The 25237-nt window shown below is 72.3% G+C and carries 22 protein-coding genes; 10 read left to right on the forward strand and 12 right to left on the reverse strand.

Features of this window, described 5'->3' with window-relative positions; all coding sequences use genetic code 11:
* Positions 1 to 25: 25 nt before the first annotated feature.
* From AC59HU_RS03845 to AC59HU_RS03880, 8 genes are all read right to left on the reverse strand, one after another.
* Positions 26 to 2716: a phosphoenolpyruvate carboxylase gene (locus AC59HU_RS03845; protein WP_497222012.1), complete on the reverse strand. Its 2691-nt coding sequence runs from the start codon at positions 2714 to 2716 to the stop codon at positions 26 to 28.
* A gap of 58 nt (positions 2717 to 2774) precedes the next feature.
* Positions 2775 to 3497: a hypothetical protein gene (locus tag AC59HU_RS03850; RefSeq protein ID WP_497222013.1), complete on the reverse strand. Its 723-nt coding sequence runs from the start codon at positions 3495 to 3497 to the stop codon at positions 2775 to 2777.
* Positions 3494 to 4606, reverse strand: a complete 1113-nt coding sequence (locus AC59HU_RS03855; RefSeq protein WP_497222014.1) for an LLM class flavin-dependent oxidoreductase — start codon at positions 4604 to 4606, stop codon at positions 3494 to 3496. Before AC59HU_RS03855 ends, AC59HU_RS03850 begins: the two co-directional genes overlap by 4 nt.
* Complete coding sequence (locus AC59HU_RS03860) at positions 4603 to 5679, reverse strand: ATP-grasp domain-containing protein (RefSeq protein ID WP_497222015.1); 1077 nt, start codon at positions 5677 to 5679, stop codon at positions 4603 to 4605. Before AC59HU_RS03860 ends, AC59HU_RS03855 begins: the two co-directional genes overlap by 4 nt.
* 34 nt (positions 5680 to 5713) lie before the next feature.
* Positions 5714 to 6562, reverse strand: a complete 849-nt coding sequence (locus AC59HU_RS03865) for an NAD(P)H-hydrate dehydratase (protein ID WP_497222075.1) — start codon at positions 6560 to 6562, stop codon at positions 5714 to 5716.
* A gap of 106 nt (positions 6563 to 6668) precedes the next feature.
* Entirely contained in the window at positions 6669 to 7409 is a 741-nt protein-coding gene (locus AC59HU_RS03870; RefSeq protein WP_497222016.1) for a histidine phosphatase family protein, read from the reverse strand.
* A 66-nt stretch (positions 7410 to 7475) separates the two neighbouring features.
* Positions 7476 to 8495: an LLM class flavin-dependent oxidoreductase gene (locus AC59HU_RS03875; RefSeq protein WP_497222017.1), complete on the reverse strand. Its 1020-nt coding sequence runs from the start codon at positions 8493 to 8495 to the stop codon at positions 7476 to 7478.
* Positions 8496 to 8619: 124 nt separating this feature from the next.
* Positions 8620 to 9393 (reverse strand): hypothetical protein, encoded by a 774-nt coding sequence (locus tag AC59HU_RS03880; RefSeq protein ID WP_497222018.1) that lies wholly within the window; start codon positions 9391 to 9393, stop codon positions 8620 to 8622.
* A gap of 190 nt (positions 9394 to 9583) precedes the next feature.
* On the opposite strand from AC59HU_RS03880, the gene AC59HU_RS03885 reads away from it, so the two are divergent.
* The 4 genes from AC59HU_RS03885 to AC59HU_RS03900 are packed head-to-tail and all read left to right on the forward strand — an operon-like array spanning position 9584 to position 13859.
* The gene (locus AC59HU_RS03885; protein ID WP_497222019.1) at positions 9584 to 11719 is read left to right on the forward strand and encodes a DUF262 domain-containing protein; all 2136 of its coding nucleotides are present in this window, start codon (positions 9584 to 9586) and stop codon (positions 11717 to 11719) included.
* 44 nt (positions 11720 to 11763) lie between these two features.
* On the forward strand, positions 11764 to 12498 hold the full coding sequence (locus tag AC59HU_RS03890) for an MSMEG_4193 family putative phosphomutase (RefSeq protein ID WP_497222020.1): 735 nt from the start codon (positions 11764 to 11766) through the stop codon (positions 12496 to 12498).
* Positions 12499 to 12507: 9 nt separating this feature from the next.
* Positions 12508 to 13068, forward strand: a complete 561-nt coding sequence (locus AC59HU_RS03895) for a DUF3090 domain-containing protein (protein ID WP_497222021.1) — start codon at positions 12508 to 12510, stop codon at positions 13066 to 13068.
* Positions 13068 to 13859, forward strand: coding sequence for an SCO1664 family protein (locus AC59HU_RS03900; protein ID WP_497222022.1), 792 nt, complete (start codon positions 13068 to 13070; stop codon positions 13857 to 13859). The genes AC59HU_RS03895 and AC59HU_RS03900 overlap by 1 nt, the downstream gene beginning before the upstream one ends.
* Here the strand turns inward: AC59HU_RS03900 and AC59HU_RS03905 are convergent.
* Positions 13820 to 15847, reverse strand: coding sequence for a vWA domain-containing protein (locus AC59HU_RS03905; RefSeq protein WP_497222023.1), 2028 nt, complete (start codon positions 15845 to 15847; stop codon positions 13820 to 13822). The two genes, AC59HU_RS03900 and AC59HU_RS03905, sit on opposite strands and share 40 nt — an antisense overlap.
* Before the next feature lie 11 nt (positions 15848 to 15858).
* Positions 15859 to 17244, reverse strand: a complete 1386-nt coding sequence (locus tag AC59HU_RS03910) for a MoxR family ATPase (RefSeq protein ID WP_497222024.1) — start codon at positions 17242 to 17244, stop codon at positions 15859 to 15861.
* A gap of 162 nt (positions 17245 to 17406) precedes the next feature.
* Here AC59HU_RS03910 and AC59HU_RS03915 point away from each other — a divergent pair, with 162 nt between their 5' ends.
* The 4 genes from AC59HU_RS03915 (at position 17407) to AC59HU_RS03930 (ending at position 19562) form a co-directional block, all read left to right on the forward strand.
* Positions 17407 to 18150: an alpha/beta fold hydrolase gene (locus AC59HU_RS03915; protein WP_497222025.1), complete on the forward strand. Its 744-nt coding sequence runs from the start codon at positions 17407 to 17409 to the stop codon at positions 18148 to 18150.
* Positions 18147 to 18839, forward strand: a complete 693-nt coding sequence (locus AC59HU_RS03920; protein ID WP_497222026.1) for an esterase/lipase family protein — start codon at positions 18147 to 18149, stop codon at positions 18837 to 18839. The genes AC59HU_RS03915 and AC59HU_RS03920 overlap by 4 nt, the downstream gene beginning before the upstream one ends.
* Before the next feature lie 80 nt (positions 18840 to 18919).
* Complete coding sequence (locus AC59HU_RS03925) at positions 18920 to 19150, forward strand: hypothetical protein (RefSeq protein WP_497222027.1); 231 nt, start codon at positions 18920 to 18922, stop codon at positions 19148 to 19150.
* A 7-nt stretch (positions 19151 to 19157) separates the two neighbouring features.
* Positions 19158 to 19562 (forward strand): hypothetical protein, encoded by a 405-nt coding sequence (locus tag AC59HU_RS03930; RefSeq protein ID WP_497222028.1) that lies wholly within the window; start codon positions 19158 to 19160, stop codon positions 19560 to 19562.
* Between the two features lie 40 nt (positions 19563 to 19602).
* Here AC59HU_RS03930 and AC59HU_RS03935 read toward each other — a convergent pair whose 3' ends face one another.
* Both AC59HU_RS03935 and AC59HU_RS03940 read right to left on the reverse strand, forming a co-directional pair.
* Positions 19603 to 20070, reverse strand: coding sequence for an Hsp20/alpha crystallin family protein (locus AC59HU_RS03935; RefSeq protein ID WP_497222029.1), 468 nt, complete (start codon positions 20068 to 20070; stop codon positions 19603 to 19605).
* A gap of 133 nt (positions 20071 to 20203) precedes the next feature.
* Positions 20204 to 20767: a TetR/AcrR family transcriptional regulator gene (locus tag AC59HU_RS03940; RefSeq protein WP_497222030.1), complete on the reverse strand. Its 564-nt coding sequence runs from the start codon at positions 20765 to 20767 to the stop codon at positions 20204 to 20206.
* Between the two features lie 143 nt (positions 20768 to 20910).
* Between AC59HU_RS03940 and AC59HU_RS03945 the strand changes: the two genes are divergently transcribed.
* Both AC59HU_RS03945 and AC59HU_RS03950 read left to right on the forward strand, forming a co-directional pair.
* The gene (locus tag AC59HU_RS03945; RefSeq protein WP_497222031.1) at positions 20911 to 24600 is read left to right on the forward strand and encodes a glycosyl hydrolase; all 3690 of its coding nucleotides are present in this window, start codon (positions 20911 to 20913) and stop codon (positions 24598 to 24600) included.
* A gap of 164 nt (positions 24601 to 24764) precedes the next feature.
* Positions 24765 to 25235, forward strand: coding sequence for a DUF8821 family protein (locus AC59HU_RS03950; protein WP_497222032.1), 471 nt, complete (start codon positions 24765 to 24767; stop codon positions 25233 to 25235).
* Positions 25236 to 25237 lie beyond the last annotated feature (2 nt).

A 25237-nucleotide genomic window follows, 5' to 3' on the forward strand; every position in this document is an offset into this window, starting at 1 on the left:
ACGCTAGCGGGCACCCCCGCCCGGATCACCCGGTGTTCTGCAGGCCGGCCGCGACGCCGTTGACGGTGAGCAGCAGCAGCCGGTGCGGCGCGTCGTCCGGATCCGAGCTGCCGGAGGCCCGCACCGCCCGGAGCGCCCGCAGCTGGAGCAGCGACAGCGCATCCACGTACGGGCTCCGCAGGCGCACCGCGCGCTGCAGCACCGGCCGGTCGTCGAGGATCTCGGCGTGCCCGCTGGTGCGCCGCACCCAGTCGCGGGTCAGGTCGGACTCCTCCTGCACCAGGGCGGCGAGGTCGGGCCGGTCGCCGAGGGCGAGGTAGCGCTCCGCGATCCGCGGGTCGGTCTTGGCGAGCGACATCTCGACGTTGTCGATCATGGCGGTGAACAGCGGCCAGCGGGCGTAGGCCTCGCGGAGCAGCCCCTCGTCGCCGACGGCCGCGAGGGCCGAGCCCAGGCCGAACCAGCCGGTGAGATTGATGCGCGCCTGGGTCCAGGAGAACACCCACGGGATGGCGCGGAGGTCTTCGAGCGACTCCACCGAGAGCCCGCGGCGGGCGGGCCGGGAGCCCAGCGCGAGCAGTCCGACCTCCTCCATCGGGGTGACCTGGGCGAACCAGGGCGCGAAGCCCTCGGCCTTCACCAGCTCGTAGAACCGCTGCCGGGAGGCCTCGTCCATCGTGGCCGCGACCCCCGCGAAGTCGAGCGCCGACTGCCGGTTGGCCTCCTCGTTCGAAGGGCTCGAGGCCAGCAGGGTGGCGGCGGCCATCTGCTCGATGTGCCGGGCTGCGATGGTCTTGTCGCCGTACTGCGCGAAGATCACCTCGCCCTGCTCGGTGAGCTTGAAGCGCCCCTCGACCGACCCGGGCGGCTGCGCCAGCACGGCCTCGTTGGCCGGCCCGCCGCCGCGGCCCAGGGCACCGCCGCGACCGTGGAACAGGGTGAGCTCGATGTCGTTCTCGGCGGCCCAGTCCGAGATCCGCGACTGCGCGGAGTAGAGCGCGAGCGTGGCCGAGACCGGCCCGACGTCCTTCGACGAGTCGGAGTAGCCGAGCATCACCTCGAGCCGGCGGCCGGTGGCGGCCAGGCGCGCCTGCACCTCGGGCAGCTCGATCATCTCGGTGAGGATGCCGGTGGCCGCGTTCAGGTCGTCGAAGGTCTCGAACAGCGGGATGACGTCGAGCACCGGCGCCTCCGCCTCGCCGAGCGCTGCGACCGCGAGGGCGTAGACGTTCGCGAGATCCTCGGACGACTGGGTGAACGAGACGATGTACCGCCGCGAGGCCTCGACGCCGAAGCGCTGCTGCAGCGCGGCGATCGTACGGAAGACGGCGAGCACCTCCTCGGTCATCTCGGCGCGCTCGCCTCCGTCGCGGAGGTTCTCCAGCGCCTGCCGGTGCACCTTCGAGTGCTGCCGTACCTCGAGCTCGGCGAGGTGGAAGCCGAAGGTCTTCACCTGCCAGACCAGGTTCTGCAGCTCGCCCTCGGCGCTGCGCACGGCGCCGCCGGAGCGGAGCGAGTCCTGCAGCACCGCCAGGTCGGCGAGCAGCTCGGCCGGGCGGCCGTAGGCCAGCCGCCGCACGTCCTCCTCGGCGTCCGGACGGGCCGCGAGCCGGGTGGCCGCGATCCGCTCGGCGATCACGAGCAGCACCCGGCGGTGCGGCTCGTTGGGAGCGCGGGTGCCGATCTGCGAGGTGACGTGGGGCGCGAGCTCCTGCTGGGCGGCCGCGAGCGCACGGAGCGCCTCGGAGGGCGGGGTGTCGGCCTCGTCGAGCGTGAGGGTACGGCCGATCCGGGTGGCGACGTGCTCGAGCCCGAGGAGCACGTGCTCGGAGGCGATCGAAGCGGCCTTCGCGGTCACGTCGGCGGTGACGAAGGGGTTGCCGTCGCGGTCGGCCGCGATCCAGCTGCCGAGGCGGAAGAAGGCGGGCGCGCTCGCGGGCATCGCGCCGGCCCCCGCGCCGAGCAGCCAGTCGTCCAGCAGCCGGTACACCTGGGGCACGGTCTGGAACAGGGTCTGGTCGAAGATCGACATCGCGGTGCGCACCTCGTCGAGCGGGGTGGGCCGCGTGGTGCGCAGCGGCGAGGTCCGCCAGAGCACGTCGATCTCCTCGAGCAGCCGACGCTCGTTCTCGACCAGGCCGATCGATCCGGGAAGCAGGTCGTCCCGCTGGTCGAGCAGATCGCTGATCCGGCGGATGGCGCTCGCGACCGCGCGCCGACGCGCCTCGGTCGGGTGGGCGGTCAGCACCGGGTGGAAGCGCAGGTCACGGAGGCGCTCGGCGGTGGCGGCGCGCCCGATCTCCTCGGACATCCGCTCGAGGGCTGCCGGCAGCGAGTCGTTGCGGTCGGCGTCGGGCCCGAGCGAGGCCCGGGCGTGCAGCACGCGCACGCGGTGGTGCTCCTCGGCGAGGTTGGAGAGGTGGAAGTAGCAGGTGAAGGCGCGGGCGATCTGCTCGGCGCGCTCCTGCGTGAACGACTCCACCAGCGCCTCGGCGTCCTCGATCGAGTCGTCGCTGTCGCGCTCGTAGGCGTGGATGACCAGGCTGCGCAGACGCTCGACGTCGGCGAGCAGGCCCTCTCCCCCGGCCTCGGTCAGCACGCGGCCGAGCAGGGCGCCGAGCAGGCGCACATCCTTGCGGAGATCTTCGTCCACCTGGCCGCTGACGTTCTGGCGACTGGCTTCCGTGGGGGCGGGGCTTCCCGGGTCGAGGCTCACGGGTCGAGGCTAGCGCGAGGTCGGGGCCGCGCTGAAATCCGATCCGGATGCGCGGGGCTCAGCCCCAGGCATCCGCCGGCGCTGCGACGACGGTCACCGGCGTGTAGGCCCAGTGCGAACCGTTCGCGTAGTGGCTGCTCGCCCAGGGCGAGGCCCAGATCGCGGCCTCGATCTGCTCGGTCGGGGCCGAGGACATGAAGCCGGCGACGATGTCCCGGTAGCCGGAGTTGCCGTGCAGCGCGTTGCCCACGTTCGCGGCGGCCGTGACCAGGCTGTCGTAGCTCCCGAGCCCGGAGCCGCCGCCCGATCCCCAGCCGTTGTTGAGCGGGTTGTTGCGGAGGTACCAGCTCTCGGGGCCGTTCTCCTGGCGCATCCAGCGCAGCATCACCGTGATGTTCGAGTCGGTCATCGGGAAGCCGCCGAGCAGGAGCACGAGCTGCGCCCAGTCGCGGTTCGTGCGGCCGGCGACGAGGGTCTCGACCCCCGAGGTGGCGGCGTAGTCGTCGCGTGCGATCGCTGCGGCGACAGCTCCCTCCGAGACGGTGACCGACTGGATGCCCGCCATCGGCCGGCCGCCGGAGGTTCCGATCAGCGGGGCGCTGGTCGGGGTGGTCGCCGTGGCCTGCTCCGTGTCACCGGTCGCCGAGACGGTGGGCGGCGGGGCGAGCGCGGTGAGGGCCGCGAGCCCGAGCACGGAGGCTCCCGCGAACAGGCCGAGGGCCGCCGACCAGGGGCGGCGGGTGGCGCGGCCGGTGCGCGAGCGCAGGAACAGGGAGCTCATGAGCCGGCGCCCGTCTCCGCCCCGGCCCCCACCGAGGCCGCGGCGCCGGACCCGGCTTCGACTCCGGCCCCTGTCCCGACAGAGGCGCCGCCGCGCACCAGCGGGATGACCTGCTCGGCGAAGCGCACGAGCTCGTCGAGGGGGGGCGAGAACTGCAGCAGCAGGGTGTCGACGCCGACGGCCTCGAACTCCGCGATCCGCCGCGCGACCTGCTCGGGCGTGCCGACGAAACCGGGGCGGAGCCCGCGGTTGGAGACCGAGTAGTCGCGCAGGTCGACCGGGGTGTCCAGCTGCGACTTGCTCACGAAGTCCTGGTACGAGGCGTAGGCCGCCCCGTGGCGCACGTCGGTGATCCGGTCGAGCTCGGCGAGCGCCTCCTCCTCGGTGTCGCGCACGATGGCGAAGGCGGCCATCCCGATGTGCTCGAACGGCGGCCTGCCGATCTCGGCCCGGCGGCGGCGCATGTCGGCGACCTTGGCCGCGAGCTCGTCGACCGTGCCGCCGTGGGTCACGTAGGCGTCGGCGAAGACGGAGATCGCGGCGCGGCCCGCCTCGCTCTCGCCGCCGGCGTAGACGAGGGGCTGCACCGAGGGCTTGGGCTCGAGGAAGGTGTCCTCGAGTGAGAAGTAGGTGCCGTCGTGGCTGTAGGGCGTGTGGCTCCAGAGCCCGCGCAGCACCTCGAGGTACTCGGTCGTGAGCGTGTACCGGTCGTCGTGGGCCCGGAACTCGACCCCGTACTGCCGTGCCTCCTCCGCCCACCAGGCCGAGACCACGTTGAGCGTGAGCCGGCCGTCGGCGATCTGCTGGATGGTCGTGGCCTGCTTCGCGGTGAGCGCCGGCGGGTGGTAGCTCGGCCGCAGCGCGACCATGATCTCCAGACTCGTGGTGACCGCGGCCAGCGCCGCCGTGGTGGCCCAGGCATCCATCGTCGGCCCGTCGAAGCCGCGGATGTCGTTGAGGTTCAGCTCGGGGATCAGGGTGAGGTCGAAGCCCGAACGCTCCGCGGTCTGCGCGATCTCGGCCAGGTGCGGGAAGGTCAGCGGGGTGTCCTCGTCGTCGACGTTCCGCAGCCAGCCGCCGAAGACCGGGGTCCAGTAGCCGAATCTCATGCCGGCACCGCCTCGGCGCCCTCGGTGCGTCCGGCTCGCGTCGCGAGCTCCCCCGCCAGCTCTCCCGCGAGGAAGGCGGCGAGCGCGCGGGCCGCCGGGCGGGCCGAGACGCCCTCGACGTCGGCGTTGTAGTTCGTGTTGGTGTTGATGTCGTACGGCATCAGCCGCCCGTCGGCCGTCTCGAAGAACTCGACCCCGGCGACCTCGATGCCCTGGGCGCCGAGGAAGGACTCGAGGCGGGCGATCAACGGATGCGCGGCGTCGATGTCGTCGCGCTCCTGGAAGAGCGGCACCGGCCCGGTCTCCCCCAGGGCCGACTCGCTCTGGCCGGGCTCGCCCAGGCCGGGCACGGCGCAGGCGTCGGCCGGGCACAGCTCGAAGGAGCCGGCCGAGGTGTCGACCCGGACGGCGTAGACGAAGCGGCCGCCCACGAACTCGGCGCGGGTGACGAAGGGCTCCGCGGTGGTCACGTACTCCTGCAGCAGGGTGATGCCGTCCGCGGGCGCCTCGAACTCGGGGCCGGCGACGTAGGCGTCGAACTCCTCGACGCTGTCGAAGCGGCGCACGCCGAGGCCCTTCCCGCCCTGGTTGTGCTTGGTGATGAACGGGGTCGGCAGCTCGCGCGCGCGACGGCTCAGGTCGGCGGTGCCGAAGACCGCGACGGTGTGCGGCACGTCGAAGCCGGCCGCGCGGAGGGCGGCGTACTGCGCGGCCTTGCTGACCTCGAGCTCGACGACCCGGCTGCCGTTGACGACCCGGCGGCCCGAGGCCTCGAGCCAGCGCAGCACCGCGCGGGCGTAGTCCTTCGCGTGCTCCTGGCCGCGGGTGTGCGAGGAGGCGCTGAGCCGCGACCAGAACACGCCCTCGGGAGGCGTCGCGCCGAGGTCGATCGACCCGCCGGAGAGCGACCACTCGTGGTGCTCGACGCCCTCGGCGTCCAGCGCCGCGGCGAGCGGCGGGATCCACTCGGGGTTGTCGTGCAGGATGTACACCGCGGGCTCGGCGTCCCCGCCGGCCCCGGCCTGCCCGGCACCGTGCGCGGCGGCCTGTCCACTCGAGGTCTGATCGCTCATCCTTCGATCGTACGACGACCGCCTCACAACGCTCTCAGCCGATCTCCACGAGCACGCGCGGCAGCTCCTCCAGGAGTTCCCGGGCGAGGAAGCCGAGCGGTCCGACCGCCACGGCCAGCCGGTCGCCCGCCGCGGCGTGCGCGTGGGTCGCCCAGACGGCGGCCTGCTCGCGGCTGGCCCCGCGCGCTGCGAGACCGCCGATCGCTCCGGCCAGCACGTCGCCGCTGCCCGAGGTGCCGAGGCCGCCGTGGCCGGTGCCGATCCGCCAGAGCCGGCCGTCGGGATGCGCGACGCGCGCCTGACAGGAGACCACCGCCCCGTAGCGGCGCGCGATCTCGCGCGTCGCGGCATCCAACTCGTCGTCGGAGCCGGGGTCGAGCGGGTCGTCCTGCCCGAGGAGCGACGCGGCCTCGCCGAGGTTGGGCGAGAGCACGAGCCGGCCCGAGAGCGCCTCCCGGGCGGACGAATCCGGCAGCGCGGCGAGGGCGAAGGCGTCCAGCAGCACGGTGGTGTCCTCCCCGACGGCGTCGGGGAGCGCGGCCACGAGCACGGCGGCCTGCTCGGCGTCGTCGAGCCCGGGCCCGACCAGCACCGCGTCGGCCTTGCCGAGGTCGTCGGCCGCCTCGTCGAGCCGCGCGCCGTCGATGTGGCCGGATGCGGTCTCCGGCAGCAGCACGACCCCCGACTCCGGCAGGGCTACCGCGGCGGCGACCGCCACGCTCTCGGCGATCGCGATCGTGAGGCGGCCCGCGCCGACCCGCAGCGACGCCTCGGCCGCGAGCAGTGCGGCGCCGGGCGAGCGCCGGTCGCCACCGACGATCACCATCTGGCCGCGGTCGTACTTCGAGGCGCCCGCCGAGGGCAGCGACCAGTCCCGCAGCATCAGCGGAGTGACCGTCTGCGGGGGCTGTTCCGTGCCATGCCGTGCGGCCGACTCCTGCTCCTCGGCGGCCTGCTTCTCGGTGGCCTGCTTCTCGGTGGCCTGCTTCTCAGTGCTCTGCGTCATCGTGGTCTCCTTGGTGCTCGGTCGTCTCGACATCGAGGGCGTCGAGGTGCTCGTGTTCGGCGAAAGCGGCGACCTGCCAGCGCCCCTCCCCGCTCGGGCGCACCAGCCGGGTGACCGAGGCGTTGGTCACGACGTGGGTGAGCGAGAAGTCGAGCAGCTCGTCCTCGCTCAGCTCGCCGCAGATGTAGAGGAAGAGCAGGACCACGGCGTCGTGAGCCACGACGAGCGCGGTCCCGCCGTCGTCGTCGGCATCCAGGTCGTGGAGGAACGAGCGGATGCGCAGGGCGACGTCGGCCCACGACTCCCCGCCCGGGGGCCGGTAGTAGAACTTGCCGAGCCAGCGCCGCCGCGCGGCCTCGTCCGGGTGGAAGGCGTCGACCCCCGCGGCCGTCAGGAGGTCGAGGATCCCGAGCTCGCGGTCACGGATCCGTTCGTCGACCCGGGTGCGCATCGACAGCCCCGCGGCCTCGAGCGCGATCGCCACCGTCTGCCGAGCGCGCAGGTAGGACGAGCTCCACGACGTCGTCGGGGCACCGTAGTGGGCGTGCTCGGCGATCCACCGGCCGAGCGCGGCGGCCTGCTGCTCGCCCGTCGGCGACAAGGGCACGTCCGCGTCGCGCCACTCGACCTCGATCCTCAGCTCGCCGGCCTCCTGGGCCGCCGTCGCGATCACGTTCGCGACGCTCTCGCCGTGCCTGACCAGCCACATCTCCGTCGTTCCCATGCGCCCCACGTTAGGACGGGCGGAGCGCGGCGCCACCCCCCTTGCGGTGGTGCGACATCCGAGGTGTCAGGCGGCCGGGCTCCAGCCCAGCGCGGGCCCGAGCGAGCCGGCGATGTCGGTCAGCAGCTGCACGTAGTCGTCGCGCTCGAAGCTGAACGGCAGGGCGAAGGCCACCTCGTCGACGGCCTGGAACCCGGCGTGGGCGTACAGCTGCTCGGCGAGCTCGGCCGAGGTGCCGATCAGGTCGGCCGCGAACAGCATCCGTCTCGGTCCCTGCGGCACCCCGACCCGGTCGCTGCGCGAGCGCACGTACTCGGCGTACCGCTCCTTCTGCGAGGCGGTCGCCGAGTCGGTCGGGATGACGACGAGGCCCTGCGAGACGCGCGCCGCGGCACCGGCGAGATGCGCCGCGCGGAAGGCGTCGATCTGGGCCCGCTGGTTCGTGGCGAAGTCGTCGCCCTGCTCGCCGGAGACGACGCTGCTGGTGAGCAGGTTGAATCCGTTCTCGCCGGCCCAGGTCGCGGAGGAGAGACTGCCGGCGCCGTACCAGAGCCGGTCGGCCAGACCCGCGGAGTGCGGCTCGACGCGGGAGGAGAACTCCTCGATGCCCTGACGGCCCTCGAAGTCGCTCACCCGGTCGCCCCGGAGGAACGAGCGCAGGCGCAGCAGCCGGTCGACCCCGAGGTCCTCCTGCTCCCAGGTCCCGGGATAGACGGCCTCCTTGTAGCGGTCGAAGTTCATCGGCGTGCCCACGCTGAAGCCGGGGTTGACCCGCCCGCCGGTGAGCACGTCCACGGTCGCGAGATCCTCGGCGAGGCGGAACGGGTTCTCGGCGCCGAGCGGGGTCACGGCCGTGCCGAGCTCGATCCGGCTGGTGCGCTGGCTGGCGGCCGCCATCACGGCGACCGGCGAGGAGATCCCGAACTGCAGGTGGCGGTGGCGGAGCCAGGCGCTGTCGAACCCGAGCCGCTCCCCCAGTTCGATGATCTGCAGGGTGGTCTCGTGGCCGCCGGCCGGCTCGTCGCGGTCGAAGAGTCCGATGGTGAGGAAGCCGAGCTTCCGGAGCGGCTGGTCGCTGGTGGGCATGTTCCGACCCTAGACGAGGGTCAGCACGGTGAGGGCTCGCACGACGAGCGTTCGCACGACGAGCGTCGCCGCAGACGGCGAAGGGCCCCGGTCGAGACCGGGGCCCTTCAGGCGATGGCGGGGATCAGGCCTCGCTCATCACGGCCTTCTCGGCCTGGCCGCGCGCGGCGAGCGCGGCGGCACGGGCGGCGAGGCGACGGGTCTGCTCGGCCTGACCGGCGTCCAGCTCGTCCTGGGGCACCTCGAAGCTCTCGACGTGGTTCACGCCGTGGTACTTCTCGATGTAGGCGTCGAGCTCGGGGCCCGACTCCCACGAGGTGATGAGGCAGTAGCGGGGCTCGGCACCGGGGTGCGAGGCGGCGTGCCAGAGGCGCTGGGTGTCGACGATCAGCTGCGCGCCGGCGGGGAGCGCGATGCGCACCTCGCCCTCCGGGTCGGTGCGGTTGTGACGGAGGACGAAGTAGCTGTCCTTGTCGTCGGTGAGGTTGAAGAAGCCGCGGACGACCCAGCCGGTGCCATCCGGGTTCAGGCGGTTGTTGTCGTCCTGGTGCAGGTTGTAGAGGGCGTCGGCGTAGGTGTTCGGCTGCAGCTCGATCACGCGGCAGCGGCCGACGTTCGCGCCCGGCTCCTGCGCACGGCGGGTGAGGTTCGGCGCCTTGGCGATCTGCGAGTCGATCCAGACGCCGTCCTTGTCGGTGCGCGGCGGCTTGTGGTTCCAGAAGCCGTTGCACTCGATGTCGCCGAAGGCGCTCGCGAGCGGAGCGAACCGGGTGTCGCCGGAGGACTTCCAGTCGTTGTACTCGATGTCGAGCCACTCCTTGGGGTCGAGCTCCTGGTTGTACTTGTCGAGGACGACGTAGCCGGTCTCTTCCAGAGCGGCGGAGGTGATGTAACCCATGACCGTGATCATGTCCTTTCGTCTAGGGCCAGCACGTTTTAACAGGCCCGAACTTAGGCAAGCCTACCTTGGGGTGCCTGAATAGGGACTTAGGTCACACCACGGGGCGCGGGCGCGCCCCAGAATGGCCTCACGCGCATCCATTAGACTCGGCGGCTGCGACAGCCACCCGGAGGGCGAACCAGATCAGATGAGCACAGCCACGAACGTCGACGCCACCGCGGTCAACACGATCGCCTGGCTCTCCGCACCCGAGACCACGATCGTCGTGCCGGTCTATCAGCGTCAGTACCGGTGGGACATCGGCGGCTGCGAGCAGCTGCTCGGCGACATCCGCGCGGTGTCGGACACGGACGACCGGCACCGGCACTTCATCGGGTCGATCCTCTCGACCGGCGCCGACGCCGAGGACGACGCGGAGCTCGTGCTGATCGACGGCCAGCAGCGGATCACGACGCTGATGCTGCTCGTCGCCGCCCTGCGCCACACGGTCGAGGACTCCGACCCCGAGCTCGCCGCCGAGCTCGAGCGGGTGCTCGTGAGGGCCTCCGACCCGTCGCGCACCAAGCTCCGCCCGCACAAGGCCTGGGCCGAGGTCTTCGAAGACGTCGTGCTCGGTCGAGCGGATGCGGCGGGTCGCCCCGGCGGGCCCGGTGCCGTCGGCGGGCCCGGCGCCGTCGGCGGGTCCGGTGCGTCCGCACTCCGCGACTCCCGCTTCGACGACAACTACGCCTTCTTCCGCAGCCAGGTCGGCGCCGACGAGGTGCGCCGTATCTGGGGCGGGCTGCAGAAGCTCGAGCACGTGGCCATCACCCTCGGCGCGGATGCGAACGCGCAGCAGATCTTCGAGAGCCTCAACTCGACCGGTGAGCCGCTCCGCGACCACGAGCTCATCCACAACTACGTGCTGATGGGCCTCTCGCACGCCGAGCAGAGCGAGATCGAGGACGAGTACTGGTTGCCGATCGAGACCAGCACCGGGGAGGCGATCGCCTCGTTCTGGCGGCACTACCTGGTGATGCGCACCGGCCGCGAGGTGGTCGTCGTCGGCGAGCGCGGGGTCTACGACGCCTTCCGCCAGGAGTTCCCGCGGCTCGACCTGCAGAGCCTCCGCGACCACGCGGCCGAGTGGCGCGACTACGCCGGCGCCTACGCGGTGATCCTGGATCCGGCCCTCGAGGCCGACCCGGAGATCGCCCGCCAGCTCGGCTACCTCGCGACCTTCGGGCGCGGCATGGCGCCCCTGGTGATGCGCGCCTACCTCGAGTACCGTCGCGGTCGCACCACGGCGGCCGAGTTCGTGGGGCTGCTCGAGCTGGTGCAGTCGCTGCTGCTGCGCCGCGAGGTCTCCGGCCTCGGCAACGACCGACTGGTCGCGCGCCTGTGCCGGGCCCGGGAGCAGGGTCACGAGGCGCTCGTGCGCGCGATCGGGCGCATCACGCCCTCGGACGAACGGGTGCGGGTGGCGCTGAAGTACAGCGAGCTGCCGCACGCCGCCTACGTGCTCGACCGGATCGCCCGGGCGGCCGCAGCGGGCCGGAATGCCGGCGCGGCGGACGACGCGAAAGCCGACACTGCGAACGGCGTCGGCACCGACCTCGGCATCGACCTCGTGCTCGAGCACGTCGTCCCCCTCGCCCCCTCCGACTCCTGGAGCGGCGACGGGCAGCGGGCCTGGGCCGAGTACACCGACGACGAGCAGAACAGCCACCGCGCCCTCGCGCAGACCCTCGGCAACCTCACCCTTCTCGAGGAGGCCCTCGCCGACCGGGGGTTCGAGGAGTCCTTCCCCGCCAAGCGCGAGCTCTACGCCCGCAGCGGCGTCGGGATCACGCGCGAGCTCGCCGAGATCCCGGCCTGGGGCACCGCGGCGATCGCCGCCCGCACGGTCGCTCTCACCGAGACCTTCCTCCGGGTCTGGGCCCGCCCCGCGAAGGTGGTCATCGACGACGACAACCTCACCCCCGTGCTCGACGCGGTCAAGCGCCGCGGCTGGCCCCGCGGCTGGGAGCGGGAGTTCGAGTACGTCGAGTACCGCGGCGAGCACTGGGAGGTCTACGACGTCAAGCACCTCTTCAACCGCGTCTTCAAGCGGCTCTGGGCCGACTCGCGCGAGAGCGTCGTCGCCTTCGGCAGCCTGCGCGGTGGCCCGATCTACGACGCGCAGTCCTGGAACGGGCAGTGGGATCAGCTCGACGAGTCGCACTTCCTCTACATGGGCTGGGACTCGAAGTACATGCTGACCGCCGTGCAGGGCGTGCTGGAGGAGGCGGGGCTCGCCTCCGAGGTGTTCGTCAAGTACTCCTACTTCGGCGCGGTGATGTGACCCCGGCCGACGGCCCGCCCGTCCCGGGTGTCTAGGCTGGCTCCATGGCCACAGTGATCCTCGTCCGGCACGGACGCACCACGGCGAACGCCTCCGGCGTGCTGGCGGGCCGCACGGCGGGCGTCGAACTGGATGCCGTCGGCCGCGAACAGGCGGCGCGCACGGCCGCGCGCCTGGCCGCCCTCCCGCTCGCCGCCGTCGTCACCAGCCCGCTCGAGCGGTGCCGCCAGACGGCGCGGATCATCCTCGACGCCGGCGCGCATCCGGAGACCGCCGAGCTCGTCGAGGAGGCGATCACCGAGTGCGACTACGGCGACTGGCAGGGCCGCAGGCTCGCCGAGCTCGCCAAGGAGCCCCTCTGGTCGGTCGTGCAGACCCAGCCCTCGGCGGCCGTCTTCCCCGGCGGCGAGTCGCTGCAGGCGATGCAGGCGCGTTCGGTCGCCGCCATCCGACGACGGGATGCGGCGTTCGAGGCCGAGCACGGCCCCTCCGCCGTCTGGGTGGCTGTCAGCCACGGCGACATCATCAAGTCGATCCTGGCCGACGCGCTCGGGATGCACCTGGACCTGTTCCAGCGAATCGACGTCAGCCCCGCCTCCGTCTCGATCGTGCGCTACGGCGCGGGGCGGCCCGTCGTGCACGCCACGAACACCGACTCGGGCGACCTCTCCTGGCTGCGGGCGCCCGCCCCGGGCCCCGACGCCGTGGTGGGCGGCGGAGCAGGCCCGGACCAGACACCTGGGGCCGAGCCCGATGCGGGCCCGGCGGAGCGATCATAAAGTAGCGGTATGCCCACAATCCTCCATGAGTTCACCTGGCCGGATCGGGTCGTCGTCGGCACCGTCGGCCCTCCGGGTTCGCGCACCTTCTACCTGCAGGTGCGCACGCGCGCCCAGGTGGTCAGCGTCGCGCTCGAGAAGGAGCAGTCGGCCGTGCTCGCCGAGAAGATCGACGAGATCCTCGACGAGCTGATGGTCTCCGACGGCAACACCTACAGCGTCCCGGCCACCACCCCGGTCGAGCTCGTCGACAACGACCCGCTCGACCAGCCCGTCGACGAGCAGTTCCGCACCGGCGTGATGAGCCTCGGCTGGGATCCGTCGACCGCGCAGGTCGTGATCGAGGCCTACCCCTACGCCGACACCGACGAGAACGAGTTCGGCGCCGACCTCGACCCCGAGGAGATCGAGCCCGCCGAGGTGCTGCTGGTCAGGATGCCGGTGGGCACGGCCCGGGCCTTCGCGAAGCGCACCCGCGAGATCGTCGGAGCGGGCCGACCGCTCTGCCCGCTCTGCGGCGAACCGATCGATCCCGAGGGGCACGTCTGCGCCTCGCCCGGCGACTTCTGATGACGCCGGCCCCGGATGCTCGGCCCGAGCAGGGCGACCTGCTGACGGGCGATCTCGAGATCCTGGGGCGCATCCGCACGGCCTCCAACGCCACCTTCCTCGCCCGCATCGGCCAGGTCGAGGTGGTCTACAAGCCCATCTCGGGCGAGAAGCCGCTCTGGGACTTCCCGGACGGCGACCTCGCCCACCGTGAGGTGGCCGCGCGACTGGTCTCCGAGGCCTTCGGCTGGAACGTGGTGCCGGAGACCTGGCTCCGCGACGGCCCGCTCGGCGCCGGGATGGTCCAGCGCTGGCAGGACGTGGATCCCGAGCAGGAGGCGGTCGACCTGGTCGCCGTCGACGCGCTGCCGGATGCGGGGTGGCGGCTGGTCTTCGACGGGCACGACGACGACGACCGACCGGTCGCCCTCATCCACGAGGACTCACCGGCCCTCCGCCGGATGGCGGTCTTCGACGTGGTGGTGAACAACGCCGACCGCAAGGGCGGGCACGTGCTCGCCCTGCCGGGCGGCCACCGCCACGGCGTCGACCACGGCCTCACCTTCCACGTCGAGCCGAAGCTGCGCACCGTGCTGTGGGGCTGGCTCGGCGATCCGCTCGACCCGGACGAGCTCGAGGGGCTGCAGCGCGTGTCGACCGCCCTGGCCTCAGGCCTCGCCGACGAGCTGACCGGCTACCTCACCGACGACGAGATCGGGATGCTCGTGCTGCGCTGCGAGCAGCTCGCCGCGACCGCGCGCTTCCCCGCCCCTCAGGGCCAGATGCCCGTGGTGCCCTGGCCGTTGTTCTGACCGGGGCGTGAGGAGCGCAGGTAGGAATCGACCACGGCGGCGCTGAGGTCGTCGGCCTCGGGCGCGACCACCGTGCCGCCGACCCGCTTAGCCATCGAGGCGATGAACCGGGCGAGCCCCGGGTCCTCCCCGAGCCGGAAGAAGGTGGTCTTCGCCCCCAGCCGCATCGAGTTCTCGAGCTCGCGCACCGCGTAGGCGATCGTGAGCGGCGCCGGCGGGTAGTCGAAGTACACCTCGCCGTCGGGTTCGAGGTGCGAGGTCGGCTCGCCGTCGGTAACGATCAGCAGCACGGGCTGGGCGTTCGGATGCTTCCGGAAGTGCCGGTTCGCCAGCAGCAGGGCGTGGTGCAGGTTGGTGCCCTTGTCCCACTTCGCCTCGAGGCCGACCAGGTGCTCGATCTCCATCACCTCGGCCGAGCGGCCGAAGCCGATCAGCTGCAGGTCGTCGCCGCGGAACCGGCTCGTGATCAGGGTGTGCAGCGCGAGCGCGGTGCGCTTCATCGGCACCCAGCGGCCGTCCATCGCCATCGAGAACGAGGTGTCCACGAGCAGTGCCACGGCCGCCTGCGTGCGGGCCTCGGTCTCCTGCACCTCGACGTCGCCGATCTCGATCCGCACGCCCGGGCCGGTGCGCTCGGCCGTCTCGCCCGCGGTGCGGGTGATCGCGTTCGTGATGGTGCGCGTCACCTCCCAGGGCTCGGTGTCGCCGAACGCCCACTCGCGGGTCGCGCCCGAACGTTCGCCCGCCGCGCCCGCCTGCCGCACGTCGCGGTTGCCCTGCCGGCCCGAGAGCGACTCGGCGACATCCCGGAGCAACGCCCTGCCGAGCTGCCGCATCGCCTTGGGCGTCAGCCGGAGCTGCCCGTCGACCCCGCGTCGCACGGTGCCCGTGTCGCGGAGGGCCTTCTCGAGGCGCTGCAGGGTGCGGGCGTCGACGACGGCGTCGTCGCCGAGCTGGCGGGAGAGACGGTCGAGGTCGAGGTCGTCGAGCCGGGAGCCGTCGTAGGACTGCGAGAGCTGCTCGGCGAGCTGGTCGAGGTCGGCGAGATCCTGGAAGACGCCCGTGCCGTCGCCGAGGCCGAGGCCCTCGTTGCCGTCCATCCGTTCGGCGCCGCCCCAGTCCTCCCCCGGCCGGAGCGAGCGCAGCGTGCCGTCCAGCTCGGCGAGCGCGTTCATCAGGTCGGGAGAACCGAAGGCCTGCTGGGCCAGGGCGTCGAGCTCGGCGCGCTGTTCGGGGCTCATCGAGTTGCGCATCCGCTGCGCCGCCGCCGCACGGGCGGCCAGGGCGTCGAGCAGTTCGTCGATGTCCTGCGGATCCTCGGGGAAGTACTCGCCGTGCTCGGCCATGAACTCGGCGAACTGCTCTGGGGTGTCCTCGCCGCGGCGGTGGGCGTCGAGCAGGGTGTTCAGGTCGGCGAGCATCTCGGCGATCGCCGCGCGGTCCTCGTCGGTGGCGCCCTCGAGCGCCGACTTCATGCCCGCGAAGCGCTGATCGAGCATCTCGCGGCCGAGAAGGTCCTTGATCTTGTCGTAGTCCTCCCGGGCCTCGCGGCTCTTCCAGGAGTAGCCGGCCAACTCGGTCACCGCGGCGGCGGGCGAGGCGGGGAGGTTCGCCAGCTGGAGTTCGGCGAGCGCGCGATCGCCCTCGTCGAGCTCGACATCACGGGCCAGCTGCTTGCGCTCGGCCAGCACGGCCTTCTCCAGCAGCTCGCGGATCTCCTGCAGCGTGCCGTCGAGGTTGTGCTCGCGGGTCAGGTCGCGCCGGCGCTCGGCCACGCGGCGGGCGAGGTCGTCCAGCCCCGAGTGCTCGCGGCCACCGCGGCGGAGGAATTCGCGGAGCGCCTGCTCGGGCGAGTACCCCGCCATCACCTCCTCGCCGATGGCGTCGAGGGCCTCGGTCAGGTCGACCGGGGGCGCGAGCGGGTCGGGCCCGTCGACGTACTTGCCGTACCGGGCGTCGCGGGTCAGTCGCCGGTTCGCTCTCGCCATGTGCTCGCTCCTCAGCCGTAGATGGTCTCGCCGCCGCCGGTCTCCTTGCTCACCCGGCGGGCGAGGTAGAGGCCTTCGAGGGCGAGTTCGATGGCGCCGGCGCGCTCGCCGTCGTTCCGGGCGTCGAGCCGCTCGCAGATCTCGTCGTAGAGTTCGGACTCGCCAAGCGGGGGCAGCCCCGCCAGGAAGTCGCGGGCCGCCACCTGCTCGCCGGTGGTGACCAGGGCGCCGCTCTCCAGCGCCTCCACGAGCAACGAGAAGTCGATGCCGCGGAAGTGGGCGCGCACGGCCTCGGCCGTGGCGGTGCGGAGCAGGTGGTCGAGGATCTCGTCCTCCCGGCCCTCCTCCCCCGACTCGAACTCGATCTTGCCGCCGAGCACGTCGACCGCCGTCTCGAGGTCGACCGGTCGGGCCACGGCCTCGGCCTCGCCCTGCCGGGTGGCGCGGTGGATGGCGGCGGCCGCGATCGTCTCGGCCCCCGCGATCGCGAACCGGGCGCTGACGCCGCTGCGCTGGTCGACGGCCGGCGAGTCGCGGAGCGCGCGGGTGAAGCGGGCGAGGATCTCGACCAGGTGGTCCGGCACCTCGGCCACGAGCTCGGCCTCCTGGCGGATGACCGCGATCTCGTCGGCCAGCTCGGTCGGGTAGTGCGTGCGGATCTCGGCGCCGAACCTGTCCTTCAGCGGCGTGATGATGCGGCCGCGGTTGGTGTAGTCCTCGGGGTTGGCGCTCGCGACGACGAGCACGTCCAGCGGCAGGCGCAGCACGTAGCCGCGGATCTGGATGTCGCGCTCCTCCATCACGTTGAGCATGGCGACCTGGATGCGTTCGGCCAGGTCGGGCAGTTCGTTGATCGCGACGATCCCCCGGTGGCTCCGCGGGATCAGGCCGAAGTGGATGGTCTCGAGGTCACCCAGGCTCCGCCCCTCGGCGACCTTCATCGGGTCGACGTCGCCGATCAGGTCGGCGACGCTGGTGTCGGGGGTGGCGAGCTTCTCGACGTAGCGCTCGTCGCGGTGCCGCCACTCGATGGGCAGGTTGTCGCCGAGGTTCTCGGCGAGCCGCTTGCTCTGGCTGGTGATCGGCTCGTAGGGGTGCTCGCCGAGCTCGGAGCCGGCGATCACCGGGGTCCACTCGTCGAGCAGCCCCGGCAGGGTGCGCAGCAGCCGGGTCTTGCCCTGGCCGCGCTCGCCGAGCAGCACGATGTCGTGCCCGGCGATCAGCGCCCGTTCGAGCTGCGGGATGACGGTGGCCTCGAAGCCGTGCAGGCCCGGCCACGGGTCGCGGCCCTCGCGCAGGGCGCTCAGCAGGTTGTCTCGGATCTCGGCGCGCAGGGTCTTCTGGGTGTGCCCGGATGCCCGGAGCTCGCCGACGGTGGATGCGGATGGACGGTTCACCCGGCCACCGTAACCCCTCTTCCGCACCCCGATGTCACGATCCTGAGAAGTCGCGGAAACCCCGCCCCTTTTTCCCGGGGCGACGAGCCGATCGGGGCGACGGGGTCGATGCTGGAGGAGACCGTCGTCCGACGACGAGCCCGTTCCGACCGAGAGGATGCGATGACCGAGACCGGCCGCCCGCCCGCCGTCCTGGTGCCCGGCATCGGGATGTCGCACCGCTACAGCGTCCGCTTCACCCGGGCCCTCGAGGCCCGACGGCCGGTCCTGGCGCTGGATCTCAGCGGGTTCGCCGGGTTCCCGTTGGCGCCGGAGGCGAAGGAGCGGATGGCGGAGGGCGAACGGCCGCCGATGTCGGTGGAAGACTACGCCGCCGAGGTGATCTCGTCGATCCTGACCCGGCTCGCGGAGCCCGGGGTCGCGCCCGGTCCCGTCATCCTGATCGGCCATTCGATGGGGACGCAGATCGCCGCCGAGGCCACGCGGCTCCGGCCCGACCTGGTCGAGCGGCTCGTGCTCGCCGCCCCGGTCGTCGACCCGCGCCGACGGACGGCCAGGCAGCAGACCTTCGACCTGCTCAAGGACTTCCCCCGCGAATCGCCGCACGGGGCGGCGATCAACATCGCCGACTACGTCCGCACCGGGCAGCGCTACTTCGCCGCCGAGGTCGAGGCGATGCTCGCCTACCGGCTCGACGAGGCGATCCGCGACATCCACTGCCCCGTGCTCGTGGTGCGCGGGGAGCACGACCCGGTCGCGGGCCGGGAGTGGTGCCTCGACCTCACGCGGGCGGCGCCGGACGGCCGGTTCGTCGAACTGCCCGGGGCCGGTCACATCCTGCAGGACGCCCGGGCGCAGGCCTTCGCCGACGAGGTGGAGGCGTTCAGCGGGGCCGGAGTGCGATGAGCTCGCCCTGGCCCGATCGCGCCCGCTGGCTGGGTGAGGACTACCTCGCGGCCGTCCGGCTGCAGCTCGGCGGGATGGGGTCGAGGATCGACCCGCTGCAGTACCGCACCGGCACGAAGCGGCCCTGCGTCGTCATCCCGGGCGTCTATGAGACCTGGTACTTCATGCGCGAGATCGTCGAGCACCTGCACGACGCCGGGCATCCGGTCTACGTCGTCACCGATCTGCGGCACAACCGGCGGCCCGTGATCGACAGCGCCGAGACGGTCGCCCGCTTCATCGACGAGAACGGGCTCGACGACGTCTTCGTGGCCGCGCACAGCAAGGGCGGGCTGATCGGCAAGTACGCGATGCTGAAGCTGGATCCGGCGCGGAAGCTGGTGCGGATGGTGGCGGTCGCCACCCCGTTCTCCGGCAGCCGTTACGCGGAGTGGGCGCCGAACCGCACGCTCCGGGCGTTCCGGGCGAGCGACCCGGTCACGGCGCTGCTCTCGGCGGAGGATCTGGTGAACGACCGGATCACCTCGATCTTCGGCCGGTTCGACCAGATGATCCCGGAGTCGAGCGTGCTGCCGGGCGCCCGCAACATCGAGCTGCCGACCGGCGGTCACTTCCAGGTGCTCCGCCATCCCACCACCCTGGCCACCGTCCTCGCCGAGGCCGCCCGCCCGCGCGACGCGTCCCGCTGAGCCGAGCCCCTGTGCGCGCCCCCGGTGCGGCTCTGTGCGAGCCCCTGTGCGCGGCCGACGATCGGGGGCAGGGTGAGAGCATGGCGAGCGACGACGACAAGGCCCAGCTGGGCCGACGGCTGAACGGCGAGCAGGATCCCCTGGACCCGGACGGCCTGCTGACCCTCGACGACCTCTCGGAGGAGGAGCGCACCGGCGGCGACGACGCCCGCGGCAAGCCGCGCGCCCCCGGCTCGCACGAACCCCCGCACGAGGCCATCCCGCGTGACCAGACGCCGAGCAGCCACCGGGGCACGCCCCAGCAGGACTGAGGATGCAGTGACGCCCCGTCGCCCGCGCACCGGTGCGCTGGTCATGGTTCTCGCCCTCGACCTGGCCGCTGTCGCGGCTGTGGCCGCCATGGCCGCCGTGGCCGCCGTGGCGGCGGATCGCCACCGGAGTGGGACGGCTCTGACCGCCGGAGCATCCGCCGTCGGTTTCGCCACCTGGATCCCCGCGGCGATCGCCGTCGGTATTCGAGCAGGGGCACCCCGCTCGCGCCGCACGGAGGCGCGCGCACGCCGTCTCGTCCACCTCGGCTGGACGGCGAACACGGCCGGAACGCTCTCCGTCGCCGCTCTGGCCTCCTCGGCCGAGGGCCCCGGTTCGCGTCCGGCCGTGCTCGCCGGAGCGCTCGCACTGGGCGGGGCTGCCGCCAGCGCCTCCTACCTCGAGCTGCTCTGAGCTCCTCCGAGGTGCCCCGAACTGCTGCCGGCGCGACTCGTCAGCTCGTCAACGTCCTCTGGTCGTCGGATGCGGTCTTTGCCGCGGCCATCGCCGGTGACTCGGAGCCTGCCTGGCTCTGCACCTGGATCTTGCGCGGCTTCGCACGCTCGCTGACCGGGATGACGACGCTGAGCACACCGTTGTCGTAGCTCGCCGAGATGCCCGCCGTGTCGACGCCCTCACCGATGCTGAACTGGCGCAGGTACGACCCCGCGGGCCGCTCCTGGGCGAGCCACTTGGCGCCCTCGGCGCTGCCGGCGGTGCGCTGCGCCCGAATGGTGAGCAGCTGGCCGTCGACGTCGATGTCGACCGATCCCGGATCGACACCCGGCAGGTCGGCGTTCAGCACGTACCGGTCGGCGTCGCGGTACAGGTCGACGGGCATGACGCGGGGGCCCGGACGGGACTGGAGCAGGACGGCGGTGAGGCGGTCGAGCTCGCTGAAGGGGTCGAAGGTCATAGCCATGATGGATCAATCTCCTTCCGGATCAGGGGTTGAGTCACCTCGACTCAACTACTGAAAAATTAGCACTCTCTCCCACCGAGTGCCAAGCATCCGTAGCTCAAAATTCTCTTGGAAGTCGGCCGCCCTGCGAAGGTCACGGCCCGGTCAGGAGCGATTGAAGGCCGCGCCCGTAGAGGGCGACGACCTCTGCCGCCGGGGCCTCCACGAGGGAGGCGTCGTCATAGACCGTCAGCGCCACCATCAGGCCGATCAGCTGGGCTGCGAACAGATGGGCGCGCAGTTCGGCACCCGGCCCCTCCAGCCGGTCGACCAGCGGCGTCGCGAACTGCTGCACGATCGACACGCGCAGGTGGTCGCGGATGTCCGGGCGCGAGGACGCGCGGATGGTCGATCCGAACACCTCCAACCCGTCCCTCCGGTCGCGCAGCACCGACTCGACGACCCGGATCCCGAGATCGGAGATCGGACCGTCCAGAAGCCGCTGCCACCGCTCCCCCGGGTCGATCGACTCCAGGAACAGGTTCTCCTTCGATCCGAAATGGCGGGTGACCAGGGCGGGATTGACCTCCGCCGCGGCGGCGACGTCCCGGATGCCGACGGCGTCGTAGCCCTCCGCCGCGAAGAGCCGGGCCGCCGCTTCGAGGATGGAACGGCGGGCTCGAGCGGTGCGCTCGGCATTGGATACGCGTTCTGTCACCGGTCTCATTCCGCCAAACTTTGTATACGTCGTCTGCTTTCTTGCTAAGGTGCGATCGAACCCGGATCGCGACCCGTCGGCAGTCTTTCATCGAAGGCAGCGGCGGCGCCGAAGGTGAATCGTTTCAACGTCGAAAGGAACCCGTGATCTCCCGTCCCGCTCCCTCCGCTCCGCCGCGCCGGCTCCGTCGCGCGGCGGCCGTCGCCGTCGCCGCCTGCGTGCTGGCCTCGCCCCTTGCCCCCGCTTTCGGCCAGGGTGGGGCGCAATCCGCCTCCGCCGCAGCGGCCTCGTCCGCCCCGGCCGCCGCAGACGCCGCATCCGCCGCGGCGCCGGCATCCGCCGCATCGGGTTTCGCCGATCCGGCGGGCGACGTGCGCCCGCTGTACCGCTACTGGCTCCCCCTCGCCTACGTCGACGACGACGTGCTGCGCGACGAACTCCGCGACATCGCCGCCGCGGGCGCGGGCGGGGTCGAGGTCGCCCCGTTCGTGGTGCCCGGACAGGGCAATCAGAGCAACCCCTTCCTGGTGCAGTACGGCTGGGGCACCCCCGCCTGGGCGCACAAGATGGAGGTGATCACGGGCGAGGCGGCCGAGCTCGGCCTCAGCGTCGACCAGAACCTCGGGCCGCAGTACCCGCCGACGGTCCCCTCGCTCAACAGCTTCAACCAGCCCGAGGCCGAGCAGCAGCTTCTCTTCGCCACCGAGTACCGGCCCGCCGGGGCGAGCCGCGACGGAGCCCTCCCCCGACCGGCCACCGCGGTGCCCTCGGTCACGACCGCTTTCTGCGAGCCGGCCGCGGCGGGCGCCGCCCGGATCGGCGTCGCCTCGGTCGGCGGGTTCGCGGTCGGCGACACGATCACCGTCGGGTCCGGCGCGTCGGCCGAGCAGGTCTCCGTCACCGGCCTGGGCGACCGCCTCGCCGCCTGCGGCTCCCTCACCGTCTCGCCCCTCACGCAGGCGCACGCGAACGGCGAACCCGTGGTCGACGTGGCACGCACCACGCGCATCCGCACGCTCGTCGCCCAGTGCGCCGGCGCCTGCAGCCCGGGCGGCACCGGCCCGGTGCAACTCGTGCCCGAGTCGGTCGCCGACGTCACCGCTCAGGTCGACGCGGGCACGCTCGCCTACTCGTTCCCGGCCGGCAACGGCAATCCGTGGGTGCTGATCGATTTCACCCAGGCGCCCTCCGGTCTGATCGCCCAGCGCGGCGGCTACACCGCGACGCAGCCGAACTACGTGGTGGACCACCTCGGGGTCGGGGGCGTGCGCATCCAGTCCGACTTCTGGGACGAGAACGTCCTGACCCCGGCCGTGCAGGCCAATCTCGACCGCATCGGGCGGGGCGCCGTCTTCGAGGATTCGCTCGAGCTCGGCACCTCACAGAAGTGGACCTGGGGGCTACTCGACTCCTTCACCGAACGCCGCGGCTACGACCCGACGCTGCTGCTCCCGGCGATCGCCGGCATCGGCGTGCAGGGCACCGCGACACCCGCCTTCGACTTCGCCGGCAGCATCGGCGAGAAGGTCCGCGACGACTACCGCCAGACGGTCGGCGACCTCTACGTCGACGAGTACGTGACCCCGATGCAGGCCTGGGCGCAGACGCACGGGCTCGACTTCCGGGTGCAGGCCTACGGCACCCCCATCGCCACCGGCACCGCCTCCTCGGCAGCCGGCATCCCCGAGGGCGAGTCGCTCAACTTCGGCAGCCCCAACCCCGTGGGCGCCGAACAGGACTACCGCGTCGTCAGTGCGGGGGCGAACCTCGCGGGCAACGACGTGGTCTCGGTCGAGTGCTGCGCGGCCTTCCTCGGCGGGTACCGGTCCAGCGTCGCGGGCCCGAACGTCGGCGGCCAGTACGGGCAGGGCGGCGACGGCTCCCAGGTCGGCGGCAAGTACACCCAGGGCCTCCTCGACAGCGTCTACAAGGCCTACGCCGGAGGCGTCAACCAGCTCGTCTGGCACGGGTACCCCTACCGTGACGCCCCGAAAGGCGTCGGCACGAGCGGCCGCGACGGCGGCACCTGGCCCGGCTACAACCCGTGGGACATCTTCGGCGCGCTCAACGTCAACGACGCCTTCGGCCCCCGCCAGGCCAGCTGGGAGGACTACCGGGCGATCAACGACAGCCTGGCACGCACCCAGCTGATCCTCCGCGCGGGGCAGAGCCGGCTCGATCTCGGGGTCTACTACGAGGATCTCGGTCTCGCCGGCAGCTCGGTCGGCGACCAGCAGCCCGATCAACACCTGCTCGGCACCGGGTCGGCGACCTCCCGGGCCGGCTACAGCTACGACTACGTCGCCCCGTCGCACTTGCTCCGACCGGGCCTCGCGCCGGATGCCGACGGCGGCCTCTTCGCCGACACCGCCGACTACGACGCGATCGTGCTGAACGACCAGCGGACGATGTCGCTGCCGGCCGCCGAACGACTGCTCGCGCTCGCCCGCCAGGGCCTTCGCGTCTTCGTGGTCGGTCTCGCGCCCACCGAGCCGACGGGAGCCGGAGACGACCCGGCGGCCCTCTCGGCCACGGTGACCGCGCTGCTCGCCGAACCCTCGGTGACCCGCGTCCCGGACGAGTCCGGCCTGCCGGCCGCTCTGGCCGGTGCGGGCATCCTGCCGACCGTGACCCCCGAGGAGACGACGGATGCACTGGGCACCGTGCGCCGGGACGCCGGTGACACGACCTACGACTTCGTCTACAACCGGTCGGCCGCCGAGGTCGCACAGAACCTGACACTCCGCGGATCCGGCCTGCCCTACGCCCTCGACACCTGGACCGGGACCATCACCCCGATCACCCAGTACACGGTGGACGCCGACGGCTCCGGGGTCACGGTCCCGGTGAGGATCGCCCCGTACGACAAAGCCGTGATCGCGCTCGTCGACCCGGCGACCGCCGCAGCCGCAGGCAGCCCGTGGCCGGTCACCGCATCCGTCCACGCCGTGCGGAGCGACGCCGCCGTGGTCGGCGGGGCCGAGCCGGGCGGGCTCACCCTCCGTGCGGAGTCGGACGGGGTGTTCCGCACCGAGCTGAGCGACGGCCGCACCCTCCGCTCCACGGTCGACGGGCTCGCCGAACCGCGCGCCCTCGAGGACTGGACCCTCTCAGCCCAGACCTGGGGTCCGGGCGAGAACGCCTACACGACGGTGAAGACGGATGCGCCGTCGTTCGCCGTGCCGGCGACCGACGGCGGAGGCCTTCCGGCGTGGTCGGAGCTGTCGGCCCCGGTCGACCTGAGGAACGCCTCGGGCATCGGCACCTACAGCACCACGATCGACCTCGGCGCCGACTGGACCCCCGACGACGGGGCGTACCTCTCTCTCGGCGACGTGCTCGACACGGCACAGGTGCAGGTGAACGGCGTCGCCGTGACGGTCGACCAGTCCGACCGCGGGCGGATCGATCTGGGCGGCACGCTCCGGCCCGGCGCGAACACCCTCACCGTGCGGGTCGCGACGACCATGTTCAACGCGGTGCGGGCGACCGGAGACAGCAACTACCAGCTGCCCCCCGTGCAACGTACTGGCCTTCTCGGCCCGGTGTCGCTGACGCCCTACCGCACGGTGCCGCTGGACGTCGCGGTGCCGACGCCCGAGCCGACGGAGCCCGGTACGACCCCGACTCCGACACCCACGCCGGGACCGGCGGGATCCGGCACACCCGGCGCCGGTGACGGCGGCGGCTCGTCGCCCGCCTCGGCCGACCCGCGCTCGGGAGACCTCGCGTCGACCGGCGCGGTCGTGCTGCCGATCGTCGCGATCGGCGCGCTGCTGACCGCCGCGGGCGGATTCCTCCTCGTGCGCCGCCGCCGCGACCGCCGCGCCTGACCCGGGGCGCGCTCCGGCACCACCCGCCGGAGCGCGCTCCCCAGGCCCCCTCGGCCTCTCGGAGGCATCCGCCGCGACCATCCGGCTTCGTCGCGTTCTCGCCCCGGGCGCGCCATGATGGATGCGGCGACCAGGACGGCCGCCGGACCGAGAGGACGCACGTCATGGCATACGAGGTCGACTTCGTCACCGTCTCCCCCGTCGGCCTGGAATCGTCGCCGGTCGTCGACGCCCTCGCCGGCCTCCGCGCCAACGAGGCCCGCTACTACAAGAACAAGTACGACCACACCTTCACGGTGCTGGCCGCCGACGAGCCCGCCGCGCAGGCGATCATCGACTGGGTGCACGGCATCCTGAAGGACGAGAAGGAGCTGGTCATCGACTCGACGCCGCTGGAGGCCACCGAGTTCGAGGTCGAGGGCCTCCGGATGGCCTACGTCTTCTACGAGAGCGGCCTCTCGGTCAATGTGATGTACGCGGTGGAGGCCGGCGGCAAGCGTGCGGTCGGGTTCAAGCTCTCCGACGGGATGGAGGTGCCGGCCGAGCTCGCCGACCGATTCAAGTTCGCCCGGCAGCGGTCCAAGCTCGCCGGCACCATCCGCGGCTCGTACTTCGTGATCAAGAAGGAGCACTGACC

The organism is Herbiconiux sp. 320_LB (genome assembly GCF_059691755.1).

What these genes read in the sequence shown, in the direction of transcription:
- AC59HU_RS03890 (WP_497222020.1), top strand. Translation starts at nt 11,764, where the DNA reads ATGGCCACAGTGATCCTCGTCCGGCACGGACGCACCACGGCGAACGCC.
- AC59HU_RS03855 (WP_497222014.1), bottom strand. Translation starts at nt 4,606, where the DNA reads ATGAGATTCGGCTACTGGACCCCGGTCTTCGGCGGCTGGCTGCGGAAC.
- AC59HU_RS03870 (WP_497222016.1), bottom strand. Translation starts at nt 7,409, where the DNA reads ATGGGAACGACGGAGATGTGGCTGGTCAGGCACGGCGAGAGCGTCGCG.
- AC59HU_RS03920 (WP_497222026.1), top strand. Translation starts at nt 18,147, where the DNA reads ATGAGCTCGCCCTGGCCCGATCGCGCCCGCTGGCTGGGTGAGGACTAC.
- AC59HU_RS03885 (WP_497222019.1), top strand. Translation starts at nt 9,584, where the DNA reads ATGAGCACAGCCACGAACGTCGACGCCACCGCGGTCAACACGATCGCC.
- AC59HU_RS03895 (WP_497222021.1), top strand. Translation starts at nt 12,508, where the DNA reads ATGCCCACAATCCTCCATGAGTTCACCTGGCCGGATCGGGTCGTCGTC.
- AC59HU_RS03915 (WP_497222025.1), top strand. Translation starts at nt 17,407, where the DNA reads ATGACCGAGACCGGCCGCCCGCCCGCCGTCCTGGTGCCCGGCATCGGG.
- AC59HU_RS03900 (WP_497222022.1), top strand. Translation starts at nt 13,068, where the DNA reads ATGACGCCGGCCCCGGATGCTCGGCCCGAGCAGGGCGACCTGCTGACG.
- AC59HU_RS03880 (WP_497222018.1), bottom strand. Translation starts at nt 9,393, where the DNA reads ATGGGTTACATCACCTCCGCCGCTCTGGAAGAGACCGGCTACGTCGTC.
- AC59HU_RS03850 (WP_497222013.1), bottom strand. Translation starts at nt 3,497, where the DNA reads ATGAGCTCCCTGTTCCTGCGCTCGCGCACCGGCCGCGCCACCCGCCGC.
- AC59HU_RS03875 (WP_497222017.1), bottom strand. Translation starts at nt 8,495, where the DNA reads ATGCCCACCAGCGACCAGCCGCTCCGGAAGCTCGGCTTCCTCACCATC.
- AC59HU_RS03935 (WP_497222029.1), bottom strand. Translation starts at nt 20,070, where the DNA reads ATGGCTATGACCTTCGACCCCTTCAGCGAGCTCGACCGCCTCACCGCC.
- AC59HU_RS03860 (WP_497222015.1), bottom strand. Translation starts at nt 5,679, where the DNA reads ATGAGCGATCAGACCTCGAGTGGACAGGCCGCCGCGCACGGTGCCGGG.
- AC59HU_RS03950 (WP_497222032.1), top strand. Translation starts at nt 24,765, where the DNA reads ATGGCATACGAGGTCGACTTCGTCACCGTCTCCCCCGTCGGCCTGGAA.
- AC59HU_RS03865 (WP_497222075.1), bottom strand. Translation starts at nt 6,562, where the DNA reads ATGCTGCGGGACTGGTCGCTGCCCTCGGCGGGCGCCTCGAAGTACGAC.
- AC59HU_RS03905 (WP_497222023.1), bottom strand. Translation starts at nt 15,847, where the DNA reads ATGGCGAGAGCGAACCGGCGACTGACCCGCGACGCCCGGTACGGCAAG.
- AC59HU_RS03925 (WP_497222027.1), top strand. Translation starts at nt 18,920, where the DNA reads ATGGCGAGCGACGACGACAAGGCCCAGCTGGGCCGACGGCTGAACGGC.